The organism is Bifidobacterium gallicum DSM 20093 = LMG 11596, assembly GCF_000741205.1.
Lineage (GTDB): Bacteria > Actinomycetota > Actinomycetes > Actinomycetales > Bifidobacteriaceae > Bifidobacterium > Bifidobacterium gallicum.
On record NZ_JGYW01000011.1, the window covers coordinates 98,805 to 122,569 of the forward strand.

Consider the following 23,765-nt stretch of genomic DNA (forward strand, 5'->3'; position numbering starts at 1 on the left):
GTCCGCCTCTCCCCTGTCTGATTGCTGTCAGTCGACGTCAATCAGACAGGGGATTTCCATTTCCATACGCGTTTGCGAACCATGCACGCTGGGCAGTGACATGGCCACTGCTGTTTGTGTGGACGAATCGACGAGCGTATAGCCGTCGTTGACGCACACGCTCACCTGGCCGAGCATCGGCAGCACATGCTCGCTGACGGGACCGTACAATCCTTGCGCGAGCGCCTCGTCACGCGTGCGTATGAGCGCATGCGAACCGAGCCGTTCACGCCAACGGGCCGCAACATCGCCGGGATGCGCGTCGTCGTTAAGATACAGCATCAGCGAACGCGGCTCCCCACCGATCAGATGCACGCCTTGCATGAGCGTAGGCTCTTGGGCCACGTCAATGCGTTGTGCGGGATTCGCGTTGACCATGCCATGGTCGGCGACAATCACGATCAGCGTGCCGCGGGGAGCTTGCCGGCTGATCTGGCCGAGCATGTCGTCCACGTGTTCAAGCGCCCCTCCCCACTCGTCTCCGGTCCAACCCAACGAATGACCGACTTTGTCGACGTCACGCAAGTACAGATAGGTCAGTCCCGGCTCACGCAACGATTCGAGCGTGCGCTGCACGATCGCCGCGGGACGGTCGGCCTTGACATAGGTGCTGCCGTGTAGTGACGCTTGGGTCAGCGGCGAGTTCGCGAATTTCGACAGCCCTACGCTTGTGGCACGCACCCCGCGCGCGGCGAGGCGCTCGAACACCGTGGGTTCACGTTGCAAATCGTCGGGTTTGAGCGCGTTGCGGAACTGGATCAGCTGACTGATCTGACCTGTCTGCGGATTGAGTTGCGTGTAACCGGCCATACCGGTCAACCCCGGGCAGGTTCCCGTGCCGAACGTGCCCATGGCGGCCACTGTCGTGCTCGGAGCGCACGTGGCGATCGGGCGCGCGTTGGCACTGTCCTTGAGCAGACCGCGCAAATAGGGGGCGTGTCCTACGCGATCGACGAGGTTCCAAAATCCCATGCCGTCCACGAGCACCACGAGCGCACGGGAAGCGGTCGGCATGCCCAACGCCTGGCGTAACGCCGCCGGGTCATGATGCACGGCCGTGGTGACGGGCGCGCCAAGCGCATCAGTGACAGCGGGCAGCACGCTTGACAAATGCAATGCGCCGCCGATTGGCGAACCGCTGGCGGAACGTTGAACTGAATCGGCTGAACCGGCTGAACCAGACCGCGTCTCAGCTGTGCTGCTGGGACTGACCTGCGTGTGGTCGCCGTAATGCACAGTCGGTATGAAGTCCACAAGCTGATCAATCGGCGGTAATGCAATCATGATGCCCATTCAAGCGCGGGTTTTGGACGGGATTGAGCGGCGTTGTCAGGCCTTGCGCACGGTGTGGCGCACTGGCAGCATGTCAGTCACGGCCCAGGTTCTTCGTACTCTTGTAACGGTGCACGAGAATATCGGCCAGCACGAGGAACACCACTACGAAACCGGCAAGAATGCCCCATACCTGCCATAAATGTTTGACTGTATATTCATAGGATGCGCTTGCCGAGGACGGGTTGAAACAACTGCCGTATTCAATGCGGCGGCCGTCTTTGTCATACCCTGTCACGCCGCGATAATCACGCGTGCGTTCGCCATTCTCATCCTCACTGCCATCGTAAGCTGCGCCGGAAGCGGCTTGGCATTGCGCGGCCTCGTCATTGCCGTCCGTGTCGTCACGCTCCCACTGTGCAGGTTCGCGGCCCAGCAGGTCCTTGAGTTCCTTGTCGCTGAACGAGTCAACCGTCGTGTCTTGTGCCGCGTCCTGCTTCGAATCCTGTTGGGACTGTGCGTCGGTTCCGTTCGTTGCGGGTGAGGGGGCAGGAGCCTGTTGACTTTGCAGTTGCGCTTGCTGCCGGGCTTGTTGTTCGGCTTGTTCTTGGGCCTGGCGCGCCTGCTCCTGGGCTTGTTCTTGCTGGCGGCGTGTCTGTTCCTCGACTTTGCGTGTCTCTTTGATCTGTTGGCGACTAACTTTGTCGGGATAATAATTGATGTCGCTCGTCACGGCCAACGCTTCCATACCCCAGCGGCTTTCCATGCCGTACGAGATTGTGTCGGTCACACCGCTTAACGGGAAGAGCAAGCCTGAGAAAATGAGTTGCACAATCAAAATGTATGGCGTGATCACGCTGGCCGTTTCGGCCTTTTTCACGAGCGTGGAAATGACAAGGCCCAAAGCGTCGGCCGCGTAGAACAACAGCAGGAACGTGACATAGTATTCGAGCATCGTGTTGTTGATAATGCGGCCATACGGTGGCGGCTGGTGGCCGTATTGCGCTTCAATCCAAGGGAAACACAGCAACAGGATTGCCGACTGCACCGAGCACAACACAAGTTGCACAATGGCGTTGGCCAGCATGAACATGCTCGGATACAATCCGGCGGCCATGTCGGCTTGCAACGTGTCTCGTTGTTTGACGATCAGCTGCACGGAATTGAACAAGCCTCCCCAAATGCAGGCGCATACAAGGAAGAAGCATCCCGAACTCGTGGCATTGGATGTTTCAAACATGTCCTTGCCGGCGACTTGCACGGTCAACACCACGGCCACCAGCGGGAATGCGAGCATGATCAGCAAACTCGTCCATGCTTTGACGAGCAATTTGGAGCTTACGACCAGACAGTTCGTGAACTGGCGCAACAGGATGTGCAGACGATGGGCTATGGGGATCATGGCGAATTCCTTTGTGTGCTACGACGACTTGAGCGAGGACGCTGACGTGAGGCGGCTCAGTGGAGAGCTAATTAGCGCGGCTGCTCGACGAATGGGCGGAACGTATGCTTGTCAAGCTGTGCTTGCAATTCATCGAACATCTTGCGATAGTCCGACGCGTTATTGAAGTAGGTTTTGGCATCCTGGGGCCGGCCGGCGAACGCAAGCTGACCCGGTTCACGGCCGCTGCCATCTTTGCGCGATGGGGCCGCGACCACAATGACCTGGTCGAACATGTCGAGCATGTCAATCTCGTGCACGACCATGATCACGCTCGACACGGTGGCATCCTCTTCCATGTCGCCGGTTTCACCTTTTTTGACAATTGCGTTGAGCTGCGTGAACAGCTCTTTTTTGTCGAGATAACTCAAACCCGCATCAGGTTCGTCAAGAAACAGCACCGACGGGAATCCGATGAACTCACGTGCCACGCTGACTCGGCGCTGCTGGCCGCCCGAGAGTGTGCGGATGGCTTTGTTGCGGTGTTCACTCAAGTTGAGTGCATCGAGCACATACGACACTTTCTGTTCAAGCTGTTCACGGTTGTAATCGTCGGGCAAGCGAAGGCGTGCCGACGCCATGAGCTCTTCTTGCACCGTCAACGGAGGTGAGAACACATTGCTTTGCCGCACGTAGCCGATGGCGCTGCGCAAACGGCGATGATTGTTCTTGATGTCTTGGCCGCGCAACAAGGTGCGGCCTTGGAACTCGTAGTCTTTGCCAGACAAACAATTGAGCAGCAATGTCTTGCCGGCACCCGAAGTGCCGATGATTGCCACCATGCTGTGCTCACGGATTGTGCAATGGATGTTTTTGAGCAAGGTGAGCTTCTTGCGGCCACCCACATGCTTTTCGACCACATTGACATCAATCATTACGGCATGCTCTTGCACAGGCGACATGGCTGGCATCTGCTGCATCGGTTGCAGCGTTGGCAGCGACTGCATGGTCTGCATGGTCTGCACGCGCGCGGCCTTAGACGGCATCATGAGCTGCGGATTGACAGCCATTGGCGTGCGCAACGGGGCCGCGACACCCGGTTGACCCACAGGTGCGGGGCGACCCGCTTGCATCGGTCGCGTTTGCGCAGTGCGTTGCGGTATTGATGTGGTGTTGCGCCGGTCATAGACGATGCAACCATCGGTGTAATAGAACCGGCAGTCGCCAATTGAAATGATGTCTTTTTCGCGCAACAGCATGGCGCCGCGCACCGGATCATCATTCAAATACGTGCCGATGCGGCTGCCCATGTCGCGGATCACATAGCCGCGCGGCGTATGGTCGATACGCGCGTGACGACGCGACACATAGGGCACTTGCTGCACGATCGTGTTGGGTGCGGGGGCACGGCCAATGAACGTGGTGCGCTGCGTCAACGGATATGAAGTCCACTGCCCCAGATGCTGGTCCACCGTGAAAATCAGGAACACGCCATCATCATCCGGCGTTTCAATCGAGTAATCCACGCGGATAATGTCGCCATTGTGCAATTGGCATGGTGGCGCATTGCCGGCCAGTCGACGACCGTTGATGAACGTGGGATTCGTTGTGGATGCCACTTGATAGAACCATTGGCCGCCCTGTGTGAAGAACCGTCCATGTTCACGGCTGACAATCGCCGATTCGACGGCGATATCAGGATGGCTGTGGTCGTTGATGCGTCCAAACGTCCATGATGGCCGCGTGCCGAGCGGATAGATGCTGGCATGACGGTTTTCGACCACGACCAATGTTTGTGGACCCACATGGACGGTGGGCACATAGGTTTGCGTGCCTTCCATCACGGGTGTTGAAGGCGCTGGAGCGGCTGCTGCGGGCGCTGCGGAAGAGCCGGCAGGCCTTGAACTGTGAGATGCTGGTTGAGGGACTGCTCCAGCTGCACCATTCCTTGCTGGCACGGGACTGTTCGATGATTGCACGCCGGCAGACCGTTGTATTGGAGCTGTCGGCCTTGATGGACGGCCTTGAGGCGGCATGGAATTAGGCGGCACAGCAACCATAGGAGTCCTCTCGTTGCGCAGTCACATGGTCCCGAACCCGGTCAACGGCATACATATCCCTTCAGGATGCCGGCATGCCGGGAATCTTCTCTGTGCACAATCTATCCCATCGTGTGCTCAACAATGCCATTCATCTCAAGGAAACGGGCTTGGAAGCGCAGTTGCTAGAATGGCATGGTTCATATGGCAGGAGGAAAAGCATCCATGGTTTCGCGTCGCAAGTCATCGCCAGCCGCATACGATCCGCGCACAGTCAAGGAACATATTGTTGAAACGCCGCTCAATGAGGAAATGAGCACGTCGTTTCTGGAGTATGCGTATTCGGTGATTTATGCGCGCGCGTTGCCCGATGCGCGCGATGGCATGAAGCCCGTGCAACGGCGCATTGTGTACCAAATGGGCCAAATGCATTTGCTGCCCAACCGCCCTTATATGAAGTCGGCCCGTGTGGTCGGTGAAGTCATGGGCAAACTGCATCCGCATGGCGATTCAGCGATTTATGAGGCCATGGTGCGCTTGGCCCAGCCGTTCGCGATGCGCCTGCCGTTGGTGGATGGTCATGGCAACTTCGGCTCGCTCGATGACGGCCCCGCCGCCTCGCGATACACCGAGGCGCGTTTGGCTCCGGCCGCGCTCGGCATGAACGCGAACATTGACGAAGACACCGTGGATTTCACGCCGAATTACGACAACAAACTCAAAGAACCCACCGTGCTGCCAGCAGCCATTCCGAACCTGCTCGTCAATGGCGCTTCAGGCATCGCCGTGGGCATGGCCACGAACATGGCCACACACAATCTCGGCGAAGTGGTGGCCGCCGCCAAATATGTGATGAAACATCCCGATGCGTCATTGGACACGCTCATGGAATATGTGCCAGGTCCCGATTGGCCCGGTGGCGGCATCATCATCGGCCGTGACGGCATCCGCGACGCCTACCGTGATGGCCGTGGCACGGTGACCACGCGCGCAACCACACACATGGAAAACGTGACGGCCCGCAAAAAAGCGATTGTCGTCACTGAACTGCCCTATATGGTCGGTCCCGAACGCGTGTTGGAGCGCATTTCCGAAGGCGTGAAGAACCATAAGCTCGAAGGCATTTCGGGCGCCATCGATTTGACCGACCGTCATAACGGCACACGAATCGTCATTGAAATCAAAACAGGATACGATCCCGACGCCGTGCTTGTGCAACTGCTCAAGCACACGCCATTGCAAGAGAATTTCACCATCAACAATGTGGCGCTCGTCGACGGACGTCCGCACACGCTGGGCCTTCGCGCCATGCTCGATGTCTGGATCGACCACCGTCGCAACGTGATCCGCCGCCGCAGCGAATACCGTCGTGCCAAAGCGTTGGAACGGCTGCATCTGGTCGATGGCCTGCTCATGGCGTTGATCGACATTGATGAAGTAATCGAAGTCATCCGCACGTCACAGGATGCAGACACCGCCAAGTCGCGCCTCATGCAAGTGTTCGACCTTGACGACATCCAGGCGCAATACATCCTTGATCTGCGTCTGCGCCGACTGACCAAAATGAGCCGCATCGAACTGGAAACCGAACGTGATGATTTGCGTCGCAGCATCGCCGAGTTGGAAGGCATCCTCGCCTCGGCCCAAGCGTTGGACGAGGTGGTCGTGCGTGAAATGGACGAAGCCGTAGCTGCCTACAACACACCACGTCGCACCGTGTTACTTGACACGGCCGACGATGGCACGTTGCATCCCGTATCAGCCCATGGTGACGACACGCTGTCCGCTTCAGCGTTGAGTGCGGCCCGCAAAGCGCAAACATTGCAGGCCACAGCGCAGGAAGTGCATGAAGCCAGCAAAGCCAAAGGCAACGATGCGGCCAATATGGTGCAAGCGTTGCAAATCGAGGATGAACCCTGCGTCATCGCATTGTCAGCCTCGGGGCTCATTGCGCGTGTGCCTGTGCAAGCGTTGTCGGTGCTAGAAGGGCGACGCAGCGATATGCCACGAACAGCCCACGACATGGTGCGTTGCGCATTTGCCACCACGACGCGCAGCGACTATGCGCTGATTACCTCCGCCGGGCGTCTCGTGCTGGCCCACGCTGTGGAATTGCCCAGCTTGGCACTCGCTACGGTTGACGGCGTGACGAATGTGGACCTCACGGGCGGCATCCATGCCGAAGAACTGATCGGCGCCACGCAACACACGGACCCCATTGACGGGGAACGCGTGATTGCCGCTGTGCCGATGGGCAATGCCAATACCACCGCCCGTTCCGTCAACACCAACGACACGGACAACGCGGCTGACAGTGGCGATACCAGCGCCACTGCTGATGCCCCCACGACACCCGCCCAATTGGCACCTTTGGCGTTGGGCACGCGCCGCGGCCTGGTCAAACGGTGGAACCGTGAAGCGCCCACGACGATGGACTCGTGGAGCGTCATTGACCTCAAAGACGGTGATGAAGTGCTGGCCGCGCGCGATGCGCCTGATGGCAGCCGTCTCGTGTTCGTCTCCTCCGATTCCTCGTTGCTCACGTTCGATGCCAAGCATGTGCGCCCACAAGGCCGCAATTCGGGAGGCATGGCCGGCATCCGCCTGGCCGAAGGCTGTGAAGCGATTGCGTTCAGCGTGGTCGAGCCGCAAGAACTTCCATGGATTCCTGAAGAACCGGTGGAAGATGGCACTAGTCAGCCCGCTGATGGCATCGATACCGTCTTCCATGCCACAGGAGCTGTTGTGCTCACGGTGGCTGGCGACGCGGACGCATTGGCCGGCACCGAGAATGGTAGCGCCAAAATCACGCCATTGTCGCTCTACCCCACCAAAGGCCGTGCCACGGGTGGTGTGCGCTCGCAACGGTTCTTGAAAGGCCAGAACACGCTCGTGTTCGCTTACGTGGGCCAGTACCCGCTGCTGGCCGCAACAGCGAGCGGCGCGCCCGTGACGTTGCCTGAACCCAATCTCAAGCGTGACGGCAGCGGCACTGCGCTTGACGCTCCGCTCGCCTTGGTAGGCTGAGCGCATCCACGGAAGGCTGAGAGGCGGCGGTGCACTGCGAACGCGAGCACGCGCAGTGCACCGCCGCTGCGATGTTGCCGGAATCTATCGATACAATTTCATGCCTTGTGGCGTAGGTGTGAACCCTGCGGCACGCAACGCATGGAATATTGGTTGTCCCACACGAATCGGCTGGGCGTTGCAGACGGTAAACGTCACGGGCGCCCCCAATGTTTGATGGCATTGATATGCCAATTCGGCACATGCCGATTCAAGCAATGATTCGACGGTGCTAAACGCCATCAAACGTTTGCCACGCAACGCTGCAAACACGATTGGCACGCCATCGCGCAACACGACCAAGGAACCGTCTTTGCGCAATGGTTTGCCCGCATCATCCGGCAGAGCGGGCCATGGCACGGCCGCCCCATACAGCACGGCCGGATCAATCGCGTTCAACACCACCGCATGGGCATGCGTAGTGGCGCTGATGCCACGCAGCACATCCACCGTGTCACGCACCGCGAATTGGGCTGCGCCAAATCCCTCAACAAACATGCCACGCACCAACAATCCACGCTCCTCCATACGCGTGAGTACAGGGTACAGTGACGAAAACCCGCCAGGCACACCCGCCATGTCGACCAATGCCGGAGCGATGAGCCCATAGCGGTCAAGCAGCATTTCCACCAAGTCGATGGTGCGCTGTTCCGCACTAACCTCGGCAGCCAATTCCTGATCTCCCGTGACGAGCCGCCACAATCCCGCCAAGGTCTTTGTCTGTGGCATGCGGGCAGGCAACCTATGGCGTATCGAACGCACAGAACGCATCGACCGCACGGAATGTGCTGAACGCGCAGCAGCCTTGGAACGCCCTGCCGCCGCACCACCTGCGCTGGACGTACCAGCATCCGCGGTTTCATGGGCGCGCACGGCTTCGAGTGCACTGTTCGTCACCAAGCCTTGGCGCACGAGCCGCCACAGGGACTGTTCAAATCGTTCCATCGTCCATGCCGGCATCACAAGTTCACCCGTACCATCATCAACCAGCGGCTCACACACATCCATCCACCGCTCGTTGACCAAATCAGCCAGTTGCGACGCGCCATAGGCGCCTCCCTGCGCAAGCACGGCAAGAATCGCACGGCACAGACTCCGGCAGGTGTCATCGGCGAGCCACGCTTGCACTTCGGTTTCCCCGTCACCGTTCCATTCACCGTTCGATTCACCGGCTACAACGCTGTCCAGAGCACTACTCAAGTCCGCATCCGTATCCGCAGAGCCGGCCTGCTCAGCTTGTTCATGCACTCTGGCCGCCCATGAGGCGAGTTGCACGGAATCCGCAGGATACCAACGCACGCCGCGCTCCCCCATGACCCAGACCACAGTGCCTTCCAGCACGAGCGCATCGAGCATCGCGTGCGTGTAATTGCGCACGCGCGCCGGCAACACTGAGCCTTCCCACACATGCAACGGCAATTCCACACCCTCGCATTGCTCAAGCACACGCAGCACGCCCTCCGTGTCGTCATGCCGTTGGCCGCCCACAGGCCCCACTCCTTGCAGGTCCAGCAGGAATCGTTGATAATCAGCCGCGCTGACGGGCCGTATCGCCGCACGCGCCCTGCGCAACGAGCGCGATCGGATCATGCGGAACACACTTTGGTGCACCCACTGCTCCACGTCCTCGCTCATGCGCGCGTCAAACCGTCCCTGCAGCACTTCCCCGCGTTCTTTCAGCGCATCCAACGCGCGCACAGCGGCTTCAGCGTCAATGTTCAGGTCGGCTATCATCTGCGCGGCCGTGAACGGCGCATGCGTTTTCGCGTAGCGGCTCACGCGACCTGTGATGTCTTGCTCATCCAACGCGTTCCAGAATGTGCGCCCTTCCAGCGCACGCGCTGTTTCGTCAATCGATTCGCTGTCGAGCACGCTCGCGTAATCGGCTTCACCCAGCAGTTGCTCGAGCATGGCCGGGTCCATCGACAGCAGCTGCGTGTTACGTTCAGCCAGTGGCGTGTCCCCCTCGTACATGACTGATCCGACGAATCCGAACATCAGGTTTTCGGCCATCGGCGAGGGATAATCCGTCGTCACTTCATCAATCATGATTTGCCCGGCGCCAATGCGGCCCATCACCTCACGCAACGCAGGCAAATCGTACACGTCCTGCAAACATTCGCGCGTGGTTTCCATGATCAATGGAAAATCCTTGATTGGTCGTGCCGCGGCCAGCAGTTGCGAGGCGCGCAGCCGCTGCTGCCATAACGGCACGCGTTTGCCCGGGTTCATGCGCGGCATGAACAGCGAGCGCGCCGCCACTTCACGGAACCGGCTCGCGAACAGCACACTGCCGCCCACCTGTTCGGTCACAATACGGTTCAAATCGTCCACGTCGAACCGTATCGAGCCAATCACGTCGATGGTGCCGTCCCCGTCCGGCAGGCGGATCACAATGCCGTCGTCCGCTGCGAAAATCTGTCCGGAGAAGCCGTAGCGTTGCTGCAAGCGCGCGTTGATCGCGAGCGCCCACGGTTCGTGCACGCGCCGTCCGAGTTGCGAGTGGATGAGCACGGTCCAGTCGCCTTCCTCACTGCGTGTGCGTTCCACTACGATGCGTGTCGCGTCAGGGATCACTGTGGTCGCGGCACGCTGGTCGGCCAGGAATCCCGCAAGATCGTTGATCGCGTTGTCGTCGAAGCCGTCGTTGTGTAGTCGTTCGAGTGTCTCGTCATTGAACGTAGGTTCCGTTGCCGTGCCATTGTTTGTGGCTGCGAGGAATCCTGCGTTCATGTCGTGCATCCATTGGGCTTGGGCCAGTCCGAACGTATAGGAACGTCCCGCTTGATCGCCGTGCCAGAACGGCAGCCGCGCGCTGCGTCCCGGAGCTGGGATCACGACGACGCGGTCGTTCGTGATTTCCTGCACTTGCCAGGTGCTTGTGCCGAGCGTGATGATGTCGCCGACCCGCGTTTCATAGACCATTTCTTCGTCGAGTTCACCGACGCGTTTGGGCCCTTTGCCGGCTTGGGCTTCGGGCAATACGACCGTGTAGAGTCCGCGGTCGGGAATCGTGCCGCCGCTCGTCACGGCCAGTCGTTGCGCTCCGGGCCGCGCACTGATCATGCCACTGTCTTCATCGAGCATCAGCGGCGGCCGGAACGCTGAGAATTCCTCACTGTTGTAGGCTCCTGTCAACAGTTTGATTACTGTTTCAAACACATCGCGTCCCAGCCCCGCATATGGCGCCGCCTTACGTACGAGCGCGTACCACGTATCCACCGACACGGGTTCCACGCTGGCGGCCGCCACCGTCTGCTGGGCCAACACATCGAGCGCGTTGCGCACCATCATCGTCGGTTCAAGCGAACCAGACCGCATGTGTTCCACGGCTGTGCCTGTGGCCACGATTTCCTGTCTGGTCAATGGATAAAACACGGCGTGCGATGTGCCGCCGACCGTATGGTCGGCACGGCCCACACGTTGCAATCCCGAACTAATCGACAATGGTGGCGCGATTTGAATCACGAGGTCGACCGACCCCATGTCAATACCGAGTTCAAGGCTGCTTGTGGCGATGACGCAGCGCAGCTTGCCACGCTTGAGATCGTCTTCAATCTGTTTGCGCCGGTCTTTGGACACAGAACCATGGTGGGCCATCGCTAAGGTCGCTTCAGGTTCAGGTGATGACACGAGCATCGACGTCGATCCATACGAGGATCGTCGATGCATCGGTTCATCAGGGCCGTCTCCATGCTGGCCCCAGGCCGTGTCGATGGCGTCACCGCGTCCAGCGTTGACGCGCTGCGCATACAAATCGTTGATTTGTGCGGTCAAGCGTTCCGCCACGCCACGCGAGTTGACAAACACGAGTGTCGTGCGATGTTCAAGGATCATGTCGAGCACGCTGCGCTGCACTTGCGGCCAAATCGAAAAGGTCTTCTGCGTGGTGGCAGAAGCATCCATTGGGAGGCCGTGGTGGGGTGCCGGCATCGCGGCATGGGCTGTGAACCGTTGAGCGGCTTGCAATGCTTGCGCACTTGGTGAATCGGCGGCGGTCTCGGCTTTGCGGGCTGCCAATCGTTGCATGGCTGGCGTGACACCACTGATGGATGTGGTGGGCGTATGCAATGCTGAGTTGCGTCTTGATGCGTCGCCGGTTGTTGGAGCAATGCCGGGTTCACCTTCGCTTGCAATCAGATTCGTCCGGCGAGTCACGGCCCGTTCAGACACATCGACCACACGCAAATCCACACTGGGCGCACCCGCTGCGTTGACAATTTGCACAGGGCGTGAGCCGCCAAGGAATGCGGCTGTTTCCTCCATGGGGTGCACGGTGGCGGACAACCCAATACGCTGTGCGGGATGCTCCAGCAACGCGTCGAGCCGTTCCAAGCTCAACGCCAGATGTGAACCGCGTTTCGTGCCGGCCACGGCATGCACTTCATCAATGATGACCGTGTCCACATGGCGTAGGATCTCACGCGCTTTTGAGGTCAGCATCAGATACAACGATTCGGGTGTCGTGACCAAAATGTCGGGAGGTCGGCGCGTGATGGCCGCACGTGCCTTGGCATCCGTGTCGCCACTGCGCATGGCCACACGCACCTCAGGTACTTCCAAGCCTTCAGCCGCGTATTCATCACTGATACCGCGTAATGGCAAATCAAGGTTTTTGGCCACATCCACGCCCAACGCCTTCAATGGCGAGATGTAGAGCACGCGCACACCCTTGGTCTTCGCACGTTGTTTGCTTCGTGCTGGTTTTGCGGTTTGTGGCGCATCTTCAACCAGGTCGACGTGATCAATCCGCGGTTGCACAGCGCCAGACACACTGCGGGCGCGCTCACACATGATCGTGTCCAACGCAGCCAGGAACGCGGCCAACGTTTTGCCTGAACCCGTAGGCGCAATGACGAGCGTATCAGCGCCTGAGCGAATCAACGGCCATGCTTGACGTTGCACATCCGTAGGCTTGCCGAACGTTTGTTCGAACCATCGCTGCGTTTGCTGCGTAAACCCCTGCATCAATTCGCTCATATGTTCGATTCTAGCCTTTCGCCGCTCCTATTCGAGACTGGCTGTCCCTGCATCTGTTACCATGTTGACCTATGGAAATGTGATTTCTCCGTCAGTGGACATCCCCCCACCGTGGGCTTGCGATGAGGCATGCCCAGAATCAATTGCCATACGCACCAACCATATGAGATGCAATACGGAGGAATAGTGCATTCACATTTGATTATTGTTGAAGGACTGCCAGGCAGCGGCAAAAGTACAACAGCGCAGATGATTGCGGATGAATTACGTCGCAAAGGGAAGACTGTAGTGTGCGTCGACGAAGGGGATGCGAATCATCCTGCTGATTACGCCGATTATGATTTTCCTGATTTTGAAGCGGAACGCACAGCCATATATACCAAGTGGCGCGCATTTGTAGACCAAGCCGACGCGGATACAATCTACGTATTCAACTGCGTCTTGCTACAAAATCCCATGTGCGAAACCATGATGCGATTCGATATGGATGCCGATGCGTCCCAAACCTATATTGCGGGTATGGCCGATATCATCAAGCCGTTAAATCCCATTATCGTCTATATTGATGAGCCTGATGTGCGAACGACGATTGACCGCGTGCTTGATGAACGCGGTGACGGTTGGCTCAACGCCGTAATCGACTACCATGTTGGGCAAGCATATGGCAAACACCACAACCTTCAAGGCTACGACGGCTATATCGCCTGTCTCAAGGAACGTAAACGCCGTGAACTGGCGATGCTGCCTTTCCTCGGACTGGATTGGTATAGCGTCAGTCAGGATATGAGTGTACAGGAATTTGCCTCATTGTTCACATCCGTGGCCTGGAGCCTACCTGCACCTGAGCAGATGGAAAGCGCATTACGGCATAGTACCAAGTCATTTGTCGTCAGACATAACGGCAATGCTGTGGCAACGATGAATTGGCTTGGCGACTATGGCATGCACTGGTTCATGAAAGAATGCATAGTTAATCCGGCCTACCAAGGACAACTGATTGGTACGTTGCTCTACCGTTTTTCCAAGAATTTCATTATCAGCACCATGCGCGATACCTGGAAAACATGCGTGGATCTGCGGTCGGCGCCGGGGACGGAACCGTTTTATAGTTCACTCGGGTTTGCTGTCATGTCGGGTCCCGACACAGGCTACGGCATGGAAACCATGCTGGAACATCCACCATCACAGTGACCTCGGGGATACCAACACATGTGTTGTTGTACCACGGTGGAACGTTCGCGGTACAGATGGAGGCTGGATGTGTCGCGTTTGTACCACGATGGTACGTTGACGCTACGGATTTCGCCTCGTTTTGCACGCGTCTGTACCACGGTGGTACAAACGCATGCATTTTGGGCCAAAATCCGTATCGCCGCTGTACCACCGTGGTACGTTCGCGATACAAATACGCCGCCAACAGCCAACAATGTGCTGCGTTTGTACCACGGTGGTACAAACGCAATACGCATGCTGCCAAGCCAGACCAAGCCAAACCAACAGCGTAAACCCATGGGCCGTCGCGATGGCGGGCATGCTGCCAAGTCAGACTAAGCTAGACCCAGTCAAACCAACAGGCTACTGCCGTACCGAGCCACTAGCGGTATTCTGCTCGGGACTGGTTTGTTGAGGAAGGTCCTGGTCGAGGCGGTGACGGGCCATCATCGCTTCGCCGGCGGCGATGGCCAGCAGCGTGAAGATCAGCAGATACCACGGTAACGCATGCATCGAGGTGACGTTGGCGACGACGCCAAACAAGGCCGGTGTGGCAAACGTGCCGAGCGTGACCATGGCCGTTTCCAAGCCGATGACCGTGCGTGTGCTGTGTGCACCGTACCAGTGCGGCGTCATTGAGATGACAGCCGGGTTGATGGGTGCCACGCCGACTCCGAGCAGCATCGGCACCAACACCGATTTGGCCTGTCCATGTATGGGCAGCAGCATCCAGATGATGGCTGCAATCAGCAAGCACTCCCCGATCCGGATGCGCAGCGGGCCGGCCACGCGTGGGGCCACAAGACCCGCAACGAGCAATCCGATCGTCAACCCGACAAAGAACAAGCTCGCATACCAGCCGGAGCCGGTCACACTCATGCCTTCGGCATGCACCATGTAGCTGGACGCCCACAGCATCGTGGTCTGTTGCACGGTCGTGTATGCCACGACCATGATGCACAGAAATACCACCTTGGGCAAACGGCAAGCGGCCACCCAACGCGACCATCCATGCACGTCGGCACGCAAGTCAAGCTGCGGATTGTGTTCGGCCAGTTGAGCGGGCAGTTGCGCAACCGGACGGCCATAACGCCACAATCCCACAGCACAGCATGGCAGCGCACAGACAGCCAATACGAGACCTACATCACCATACGCGGCGCGCCAACCTGCCCCCATCGCAATGACGACACCCAACACCGTGTGCCCGACCATAGCTCCCGCCGACTTGAGCGCATGAAACCAGCTGACAAACCGGGCCGCATAACGCGGCGCGATGTAAGCGTTCAAACAAGCCGTCAACATGCCAGCCGCCCAGCCGTAGGGCACGGCGAACAGCACCAGCCATACGAACGAACGCGCGCACGCGAATCCCACGCACGCCAACGCCGACAACAGCACCCCGCACACGACGACGCGTCCGATGCCAAACCGGTGACGCAACCAAGGCGAGCATAACGACGCAGCCAAGGAACCCGCGCAGATTGTCATGGCGATGCCGCCAACCCAAGCCAACCCGTCATGCAACCCGGCACCCATGGCCGGCCAGGACGCGCCCAACAACGCCATCGGCAAGCCGAGCGCGACAAACGAAAACGCGATGAGCGCCACAAGCCGGCGATGCATGCGCGCATCCCGCGGACGCGACGGTTGGGAGGAAGTGATCATAGAGTTATCGTACCGAGTGCAGCCTGCCGCGTGGCTCTCAGAGCGAACGCGCAAACGCATCAGGATGCAAGCGACGCAACCGGCGGTGCATAATGACCATCATCACAAGGAACAGCACGAGATACCACGGCAGCAACAGTACGCTCACATATTGCGCGAGCAAACCGAACAATGCCGGACACAGCATGGAACCCGTGTAAGCGAACGCCATTTGCATGCCCACAATGGCTTGCGAATTGCGCACGCCAAAATATACGGGCGTCGAATGGATCACGCTTGGATAAATCGGCGCGCACCCCAAACCCAACACAATGAATGCGGCAAGCGCACACCACTGCGCGTCAATCGGCAGTAAGAGCAGCACAATGCCAACGACAATCAGCACTTGTCCGGCCCGGATCATCGTGGGATCGTTGAAACGCATCGCGATGAAACCGCTCAAGAACCGGCCGGCTGTCATACCAATGAAAAACAGGCTGGCCATGCCTGCGGCGAACGCGGCATCCAAGCCTTTGCCCTGGTTGAGGTAGGTGGCCGACCAGAGCATACAGGTTTGCTCCAGAGAGCAATAGCAGAAAAACATACACAGGATTTCCGGCACGCCGGTGATGCGGAAGGCCGCACGCAGGCCCAAGGGTGTGGCGGCGTCCGGCTGTGCGTCTGGCGTTGCGGATCCGGATGCTGAGGATGATGAGGATGCTGTGCCGGGTGTTGCGCCAACACCAGGTTCCACAGCGTCAGACACGGCATCAGTAGCGTTGGCCACTTGCGCCAGACGTGCCGCGTCCTGTTTGCGTTGGTGACGCCGTACAGCAGCCCACAACGGCAGACTGACGAGCAGAAGCGCGGCGATTGCGAACTGGATGAAACCGATCCAACGGTAGCCCGACGCCCATCCGTGTCCACTGCTGATCGCATAGCCCATCACATACGGGCCGATCAGCGCGCCGACTCCCCACATGCTGTGCAACCAATTCATATGGCGGCTTTGGTAATGCACGGCCACATAGTTGTTCAACGCGGCGTCGATGGCGCCCGCACCCAGGCCGAACGGAATGGCCAGCGCAATGAGCCACCAATAATTCGGCGCCAACGAAAAGCCAATCAGTGACGCGGCGGAAATGATTGTGGACACGGCGGTCACGGGTCCCGCGCCGAACCGCAGCGTTGTGCGTTCACTCAGCAGTGCCGACACGATAGTTCCCGCGCTGATCGTCATTGAAATGCCCCCGGCCCAGCTTACAGGCACGTCCAACGCCGGTCCCATGGCCGGCCATGCGGCACCAAGCAGCGAGTCGGGCAGTCCCAGTGAAATGAACGCCAAATAAATCACGGCAAGTAGCGCCATCGTCATGCTTGCTCCGTTTCGTTTCGCCAGTGGTGGGTACTTCCGCTCACCAATCTAGACCATGCCGGCTAAAGTGGAGACCATGACTGCTAGGAATGCTTCGGATGCGTTGACGATCGGGTTCGTGTTCGACGACACGTTGGACGTGCTCGACGGCGTGCAACAGCATATTGTGACGTTGGGGCGCGAGCTGGCTGCACGCGGCCATCAGGTGCATTATCTCGTTGGGGAAACGCACGACTCGCCAATGGACAACACGCATTCAATGTCTACGAATGTGGAGGTGCCGTTCAATGGCAACCGCATGCGCATCCCGCTGCCCGCTTCACGCGAGCTGATCCGGCGCACGTTGGACGACACGCATTTCGATATTTTGCATGTGCAGGCGCCGTATTCACCGTTCATGGCCGGTCAGGTGCTTTCGCTCGCCGACGACGACACGGGTGTCGTGGCCACCTACCATATCGCGTCGGCTGATTGGGCGTCACGGTTGGGAGGCTCGCTACTGGGCGCGATCAACCATCACACGCACCGTCGCGTGGACGAGGTCATCGCCGTTTCCCAAGTGGCCGGTGAGTATGCCACGCGCACTGCCCGTGTGCGCGGCACCGTGATTCCCAATCCGATTGACGTGGCTCACTTCAGTCAGGTGCGTGCGGCGCCGCAAGGGTTTCCCGAGCGCGGCAACCATGTGGTGTTCCTGGGTCGGTTCGTGGAGCGCAAGGGCGCTGATTTGTTGCTGGACGCTGTGGAATATGGTGAGCTGCACGGCTTGTTCCCCAAGGATTTCCACGTCACGTTCGCTGGTAAAGGGCCTTTGTTGGATTCCTGCAAATCCCGCGCATCGCGGTTGCATACGCCAATTGCATTCCTCGGCTATGTACCCGAAGACGACAAACCCGCGCTGCTGCGCAGCGCCGACATCGCCGTGTTCCCCGCCACTGGCGGCGAATCCTTCGGCATTGTGTTGCTGGAGGCCATAGCGGCCGGCGCTGGTGTGACCTTGGCCGGCGACAATGCGGGATACCATTCCACATTGCTGGGGGACCCGGATGCGCTGTTTAGCATTGATGAGCATACGCATGCACGTGATCTGGCCGAACGCATCTCGTTGGCGTTGACGAGCCGGCAATGGTCGCATGCGCTGCATGAACGTGAACGCCAACTGCTTGAGCGTTATGATGTGCGCACTGTGGCCGACCAGGTGGAACGTGTCTATGCGCATGCATTGGCGAAGCGACGCGGCTGACAACGCTGCATGACGGCGTGTTTGCAACGCATGCCTACAATTAGGGGCTGTGACGATCCGATATCGTCACAGCCCCTGTTGTTTATATGCATTGGTGGCGGTCTGGCATAGGTTTGCCGGTGGGCCGCCCCGATCAGGTATCGATCTTGGAACGGTCGAAATCGTTCGCGTTGTCGACGATGAACTGGCGTCGAGGTGGCACCTCGTCACCCATGAGCAGGCTGAAAATCTCGTTGGCCTGCTGCGCTTCGACCGCCGTGATACGGCGCAACATGCGCGAACGCGGATCCATTGTCGTGTCGGCTAGCTGGTCGGCGTCCATCTCGCCCAAGCCCTTGTAGCGTTGGATATCAGGGTCGTACGTGATGCCTTGAGCATCCAGTTCGGCAAGTTTGCCCGCGAGTTCATCATCCGAATACGTGTAAATGTATTGGCCTTTGCGTGACGCGTTGAGCGCGATGCGATGCAACGGTGGCACGGCCGCATACACGTGTCCGGCATCGACGAGCGGCCGCATGTACCGGTAGAACAACGTGAGTAACAGCGTACGGATGTGAGCGCCATCCACGTCGGCGTCGGTCATCATGATGACCTTGTTGTAACGTGCTTGGTCAAGATCGAATGTGGCGCCTGAACCGGCCCCGACCACCTGGATGATGGCCGCGCATTCCTTGTTCGACAACATTTGCGCAAGAGAGGCTTTTTGCACGTTCAAAATCTTGCCTCGGATCGGCAGCAACGCTTGGAAGCTCGAGTTGCGTGCAGCCTTGGCCGTACCCAATGCGGAGTCACCCTCCACAATGAACAACTCGGCCACATCATCGTTGCCTGGCTGGCAGTCCGACAGCTTCGAGGGCATCGACGCCGATTCCAACGCGTTCTTGCGGCGCGTGACTTCCTTCGTTTTGCGTGCCTGGATGCGCGCATGCATTTCGCCAACGATTTTCTCAAGCACACGCATGGATTGTTCTTTGAATCCACGCTTGGCGCCAGTAATCATCTCAGCGAACTGCTTGTCGCTCATGCGCTGTACCACGCCTTTGACGGGCGCGGTACCGAGCACGTCTTTGGTTTGGCCTTGGAACTGCGGTTCGGCGATGCGCACCGTCACCACGGCGACGAGACCCGCAAGAATGTCGTCACGTTCGACTTTCATCTTCGAGTCTTTAAGGTTGACCTTGAGCTTGCGCGCATTGTCTTCCACAGCTTTGCGCACGAGTTTGGTCACGGACTGCAAGAAGCCGTCCACATGCGTGCCGTTGCCTGGGGTTTCCACCACGTTGACAAAGCTGCGCATTATCGTGTCATAGCCGTTCGTCCAGCGCAACGCGATGTCAACGCCACAGGTGCGCGTGACCTGTTCGGCATGCAAATCGCCGTTGGCATCCACGCTTTGCGTTTCTTCCTTATAGGTACCTTCGCCCGTAATACGCCATATGGAGCTGATGGGCTCACCTACTGTCAAGAAATCGACGAAATCGGTCACACCGCCCGTATGCACGAACTCTTCGACGCGGCGATGACCCGGTTGGCTTTGCGTGCGTTGCAGCGAGGCCATGTCTGGCAAGTCCAGCGCAGCCGCCTGCTCGGCGTCGGCACTGGCCATGTCGGATTCAGCGTCGTCAAGCGTCTCAACGTCACTGACCGGCGAGTGTGCCAAAGCTTGGTCTGCATCAACCTGTGCCACCGCCACAATATCGGCCGTTTCGGCGTTATCGGCTTTGGCTTCGGCCACATCGGATTCTACCAACGTGTCAATGTCTGCTTGACCTGTGGCCGGGATGTGCTCGTCAATGACCGTGATTTTCAATCCGGGAACCAAGAAACTGGTTTGGCGCACACGATCGATCAGCTGCTCATAGTTGAACTGTGCCGTATCGTTGAAAATCTCAGGGTCGGCCCAGTAACGGATGCGTGTGCCCGTGCGCTTGGGTGGCACTTTACCAATGATTTCCAGTTCGGTAGGACGGTTCTTGCGCGTCTTTTTGAACGGGGAATCCGGAGACGGCTGCGATGGGTCGGCGTCCGTATATACGCCCGGATGGCCTTTGTGGAACGCCATATGATGGGTTTTGCCATCACGGTCGACTTCCACATCGAGTCTGGAGCTCAACGCGTTGACGACGGATGAACCCACACCATGCAGACCACCTGACGCGTTATAGCTCGACGAACCGAATTTGCCACCCGCATGCAGTTTCGTCAAGACGACTTCCACACCCGACAGTTTGGTTTTCGGCTCAATGTCCACTGGAATGCCACGGCCGTTGTCCGCCACTTCAATCGAACCATCCGTATGCAATGTCACGGTGATGTGGTCACAAGCCCCCGCCAACGCTTCGTCAACGGAGTTGTCGATGATCTCCCACAAGCAGTGCATGAGGCCTTGGCTATCGGTCGTGCCGATATACATGCCGGGACGCTTGCGCACGGCGTCAAGGCCTTCAAGCACCACAAGACTGTCCGCATCATACCCGGAATTGTGGGTAGCGGACTGTGAAGAAGTAGTCATGGGGCGCCTGCTCACTGGTCGAGGAAGTCGCGCAGCGTCTGCGAGCGCGAAGGATGGCGAAGTTTCGACATCGTCTTCGATTCGATCTGGCGGATGCGTTCACGCGTCACACCATAGACACGACCGATATCATCGAGCGTCTTGGGCTGGCCGTCTTCCAAGCCGTAGCGCATCTTGATCACGCCGGCTTCACGCGGCGAGAGCGTTTCAAGCACTTGCTTGAACTGCTCTTGCAGCAGTGAGAACGCAACAGCGTCGGATGGTGCGATTGCATCGGTATCTTCGATCAGGTCGCCGAATTCGGGATCGCCGTCTTCACCCAGAGGCGTGTGCAGCGAAATTGGTTCGCGACCATACTTCTGGACTTCCTGCACCTTTTCGACAGGCATGTCCAGTTCGCGCGCCAACTCGTCGGGTGTAGGTTCGCGGCCCAAATCCTGCAGCATCTGGCGCTGCACGCGCGACAGCTTGTTGATGACTTCAACCATGTGCACGGGCACGCGGATCGTGCGGGCCTGGTCGGCCATGGCTCGGGTGATGGCCTGGCGGATCCACCAGGTGGCATACGTCGAGAACTTGAAGCCCTTCTTCCAGTCGAATTTCTCGACGGCGCGGATCAGACCAAGGTTGCCTTCCTGAATCAGATCAAGGAACAGCATGCCACGGCCCGTGTAACGCTTGGCCAGCGACACCACCAGTCGCAGGTTGGCTTCGAGCAGATGGTCCTTGGCTTTCTTGCCGTCGTTAGCAGCCCATTTGAGTTCACGCTTGCGTGCGAACGACATGCCTTCCGATTCGGTGTCAAGCAAATGCTGGGCGTACAGGCCGGCCTCAATGCGTTCCGACAAGTCCACTTCCTGTTCGGCGTTCAGCAGGCTCACGCGGCCGATCTGCTTCAAATAATCCTTGACCGGATCGGCAGTGGCGCCCGTGGTGACCACGCGACGCTTCGGGTTGCGGCCCGGACGCACTACCGGCTCGTCATCGTCATCGTCGTCACGTACGACGAATGCGCCCTTTTCCTTGGGTTCTTGAGGTTCCGAGTCGGCTTCGTCCTCATCCTCGTCGTCTTCCGGTTCCGAGGTGTCGCTGTCCTCGTCATCGTCATCATCCGGCACGTCGGTGTTGTCGATGTCCGAATCGAGATCAAGGTCCTCGTCGGTCAACTCGTCGTCATCGTCTTCAACGTCGATGGTCAGCTCTTCGTCTTCGCTCTCTTCGACCTTCTTTGTGGCCTTGCGAGGCTTCTTGGCGGCTTCAGTCGTTTTTTTGGCTGTGCTTGAGGCTTTTGCCGCTGTTTTCTTGGCTGCCGGCTTGCGTCGTGTCGTCTTCTTCGCCGTAGTCGACTCTGCGGCCGCGGTTGCCTCCTCCTGAGGGGTCTCAGTGTCAGCGGCCTTGGCGGCTGCCTTCGTGGTCTTCTTCTTGGTTGCAGACGTAGTCTTCGTGACCAAACTCACCCTCCTGAACAATGTCTTGCATTGGACGAACCTGCAAAATGCGCATACTTCTGCCAAATGCAAGTCTGTCAACTATGAGAGTAAACCACAAAACGGGGACGTTTATTCCACCGCGGGCACCGCCAAGTTCAGCCGTATCTGGACGCTCATGGCGTATCGGCACCATCGCCGTCATCGCCATCGTCGTCATCGCCATCGCCGTCACCGTTGCCAGCCTCGCAATCGCCATCACCAGCCTTCTCGCAATATGTCATATCATGCCTGTCACCTTGGTCGCCGTCGTTCGCGACCCAAGGTCCGGACTGGAATATGCCTTCTTCGAACAATGCGGCCACGCTGACGCCATGTTTGGGATAGACGCCATGGTCGATCGCTTCGAGCACGATGGTGGCCAAACCGCAATCCTCATCAATGTCCAACGCCATATGGGCCGCATCCTCGCTTTGATCGGACATATGCAGCCACCACAGCAGAAACGCGATGACCGCGCTCGGCTGCACAAGGAACCGGCCGATATCGGCCATGACTTCGAGCACAATCTGCAATACGGCCGCTGCGCTGAGCACACTGCATATGTCAGCGGCGGTTTTCCGGCCTTCAAACGATGACATGATGAGCTTGCCCATCGCGTCACTCGTCGAAGATTTGAACGGCTTGCACATGACTTCCCAGACGAGCGCTTCACGCCGCGACTGCGTCATGTTGACGGTCAACACGGTCGTGATCAACGCGTCACGCACCGACATGGCCTCATTCATCGCCACAATCAGACGCGTCATAGCTTCCATGTCAACGTTGTTGGTGGTGTGGTCGATCAGGCTCATCCATGCGCGCATGGCCGGTTGACACCATTCGCGGATGCCTTCCACATAACCATGGGCGTTCACACAGGCATGCAAATCGTCAGCCAATGTTTCCAAATGCGCCGTATCGGGTTCATAGCCCTCCTGCATATGCACTTCGACCATCGCGCGCAAATCTTCCATCGATCCCATAAGCCGCTCCCCTCGATTCGCTTGGGAGGCGTCATTGCCACCCAGTCTCCACTGTGAATCACCAAACGCGCCATGTCGAGCACACTAGGCTGATGTGGAAAACGAGACGCGTCTCCACATGCATCCAGACTCCATGACATCAGCTGTTACGCGTGGTATGGGAGTTTGACGTCCTCCCGCCCGTGAACGGGCGGGATTCCAGCTTCTAGGTTGGGGTTTTGCGTGTTCGTGCGGATGCGCTCTTGCCGCGATTTGCGGGTCGGGTGTCTTGTTCCGTTATGACACGCTGGGCGTCGTCCACGCCCAACAAATGTTCGTATCCTCGTTGGAGGATGTTGATTGCGGCGTTCACGTCCGCGTTCATGCTCATGCCGCATTGTTCGCATTGGAAGTCCGCTTGGCTCTTGCGGTTTTCCTTCGCGCAATAGTGGCATTCGCTGCATGTTTGGGACGTGTACGCGGGATTAATGAGCACGAGCCTGTTGGTCATGCTCAACTGGGTCTTGTATTCGAGTTTCTGGCTGATGCCGCCCAAGGATGCGGCTCT

The 23,765-nt window shown here is 58.5% G+C and carries 13 protein-coding genes; 3 read left to right on the forward strand and 10 right to left on the reverse strand.

Going from position 1 to position 23,765, the window contains the following annotated elements; translation table 11 throughout:
* Positions 1-27 precede the first annotated feature (27 nt).
* The 3 genes from BGLCM_RS07755 to BGLCM_RS07765 all read right to left on the reverse strand — a co-directional run bounded on the left by BGLCM_RS07755 (position 28) and on the right by BGLCM_RS07765 (position 4,533).
* A complete protein-coding gene (locus BGLCM_RS07755) occupies positions 28-1,332 on the reverse strand; it encodes an alkaline phosphatase family protein (RefSeq protein WP_044085290.1) in 1,305 nt (434 codons plus the stop codon).
* 73 nt (positions 1,333-1,405) lie between these two features.
* Positions 1,406-2,713 carry an ABC transporter permease gene (locus BGLCM_RS07760; RefSeq protein ID WP_006293894.1) on the reverse strand — a complete coding sequence of 436 codons (1,308 nt, stop codon included), beginning with the start codon at positions 2,711-2,713 and terminating at the stop codon, positions 1,406-1,408.
* Between the two features lie 71 nt (positions 2,714-2,784).
* Positions 2,785-4,533, reverse strand: a complete 1,749-nt coding sequence (locus BGLCM_RS07765; protein WP_006293893.1) for an ATP-binding cassette domain-containing protein — start codon at positions 4,531-4,533, stop codon at positions 2,785-2,787.
* A 423-nt stretch (positions 4,534-4,956) separates the two neighbouring features.
* On the opposite strand from BGLCM_RS07765, the gene BGLCM_RS07770 reads away from it, so the two are divergent.
* On the forward strand, positions 4,957-7,758 hold the full coding sequence (locus tag BGLCM_RS07770; RefSeq protein ID WP_006293891.1) for a DNA gyrase/topoisomerase IV subunit A: 2,802 nt from the start codon (positions 4,957-4,959) through the stop codon (positions 7,756-7,758).
* 84 nt (positions 7,759-7,842) lie between these two features.
* Here BGLCM_RS07770 and BGLCM_RS07775 read toward each other — a convergent pair whose 3' ends face one another.
* Complete coding sequence (locus BGLCM_RS07775) at positions 7,843-12,777, reverse strand: DEAD/DEAH box helicase (RefSeq protein WP_044085291.1); 4,935 nt, start codon at positions 12,775-12,777, stop codon at positions 7,843-7,845.
* Positions 12,778-12,945: 168 nt separating this feature from the next.
* Here BGLCM_RS07775 and BGLCM_RS07780 point away from each other — a divergent pair, with 168 nt between their 5' ends.
* Positions 12,946-13,968, forward strand: coding sequence for a GNAT family N-acetyltransferase (locus BGLCM_RS07780; RefSeq protein WP_148401574.1), 1,023 nt, complete (start codon positions 12,946-12,948; stop codon positions 13,966-13,968).
* Between the two features lie 384 nt (positions 13,969-14,352).
* Here the strand turns inward: BGLCM_RS07780 and BGLCM_RS07790 are convergent, their stop codons facing one another.
* Both BGLCM_RS07790 and BGLCM_RS07795 read right to left on the reverse strand, forming a co-directional pair.
* Positions 14,353-15,657 (reverse strand): MFS transporter, encoded by a 1,305-nt coding sequence (locus BGLCM_RS07790; protein ID WP_160268328.1) that lies wholly within the window; start codon positions 15,655-15,657, stop codon positions 14,353-14,355.
* 37 nt (positions 15,658-15,694) lie between these two features.
* Positions 15,695-17,011 (reverse strand): MFS transporter, encoded by a 1,317-nt coding sequence (locus tag BGLCM_RS07795; protein ID WP_006293882.1) that lies wholly within the window; start codon positions 17,009-17,011, stop codon positions 15,695-15,697.
* A gap of 76 nt (positions 17,012-17,087) precedes the next feature.
* Between BGLCM_RS07795 and BGLCM_RS07800 the strand changes: the two genes are divergently transcribed.
* Entirely contained in the window at positions 17,088-18,254 is a 1,167-nt protein-coding gene (locus tag BGLCM_RS07800) for a glycosyltransferase family 4 protein (RefSeq protein ID WP_044085296.1), read from the forward strand.
* 133 nt (positions 18,255-18,387) lie between these two features.
* Here BGLCM_RS07800 and BGLCM_RS07805 read toward each other — a convergent pair whose 3' ends face one another.
* The 4 genes from BGLCM_RS07805 to BGLCM_RS07820 all read right to left on the reverse strand — a co-directional run.
* Positions 18,388-20,766, reverse strand: coding sequence for a DNA gyrase/topoisomerase IV subunit B (locus BGLCM_RS07805; RefSeq protein WP_006293880.1), 2,379 nt, complete (start codon positions 20,764-20,766; stop codon positions 18,388-18,390).
* 11 nt (positions 20,767-20,777) lie between these two features.
* Positions 20,778-22,217, reverse strand: a complete 1,440-nt coding sequence (locus BGLCM_RS07810) for an RNA polymerase sigma factor (RefSeq protein WP_044085298.1) — start codon at positions 22,215-22,217, stop codon at positions 20,778-20,780.
* A 152-nt stretch (positions 22,218-22,369) separates the two neighbouring features.
* Complete coding sequence (locus BGLCM_RS07815; protein ID WP_006293878.1) at positions 22,370-23,218, reverse strand: hypothetical protein; 849 nt, start codon at positions 23,216-23,218, stop codon at positions 22,370-22,372.
* 205 nt (positions 23,219-23,423) lie between these two features.
* The coding region (locus BGLCM_RS07820; protein WP_148401575.1) for a zinc ribbon domain-containing protein at positions 23,424-23,765 on the reverse strand (342 nt) is incomplete at its 5' end.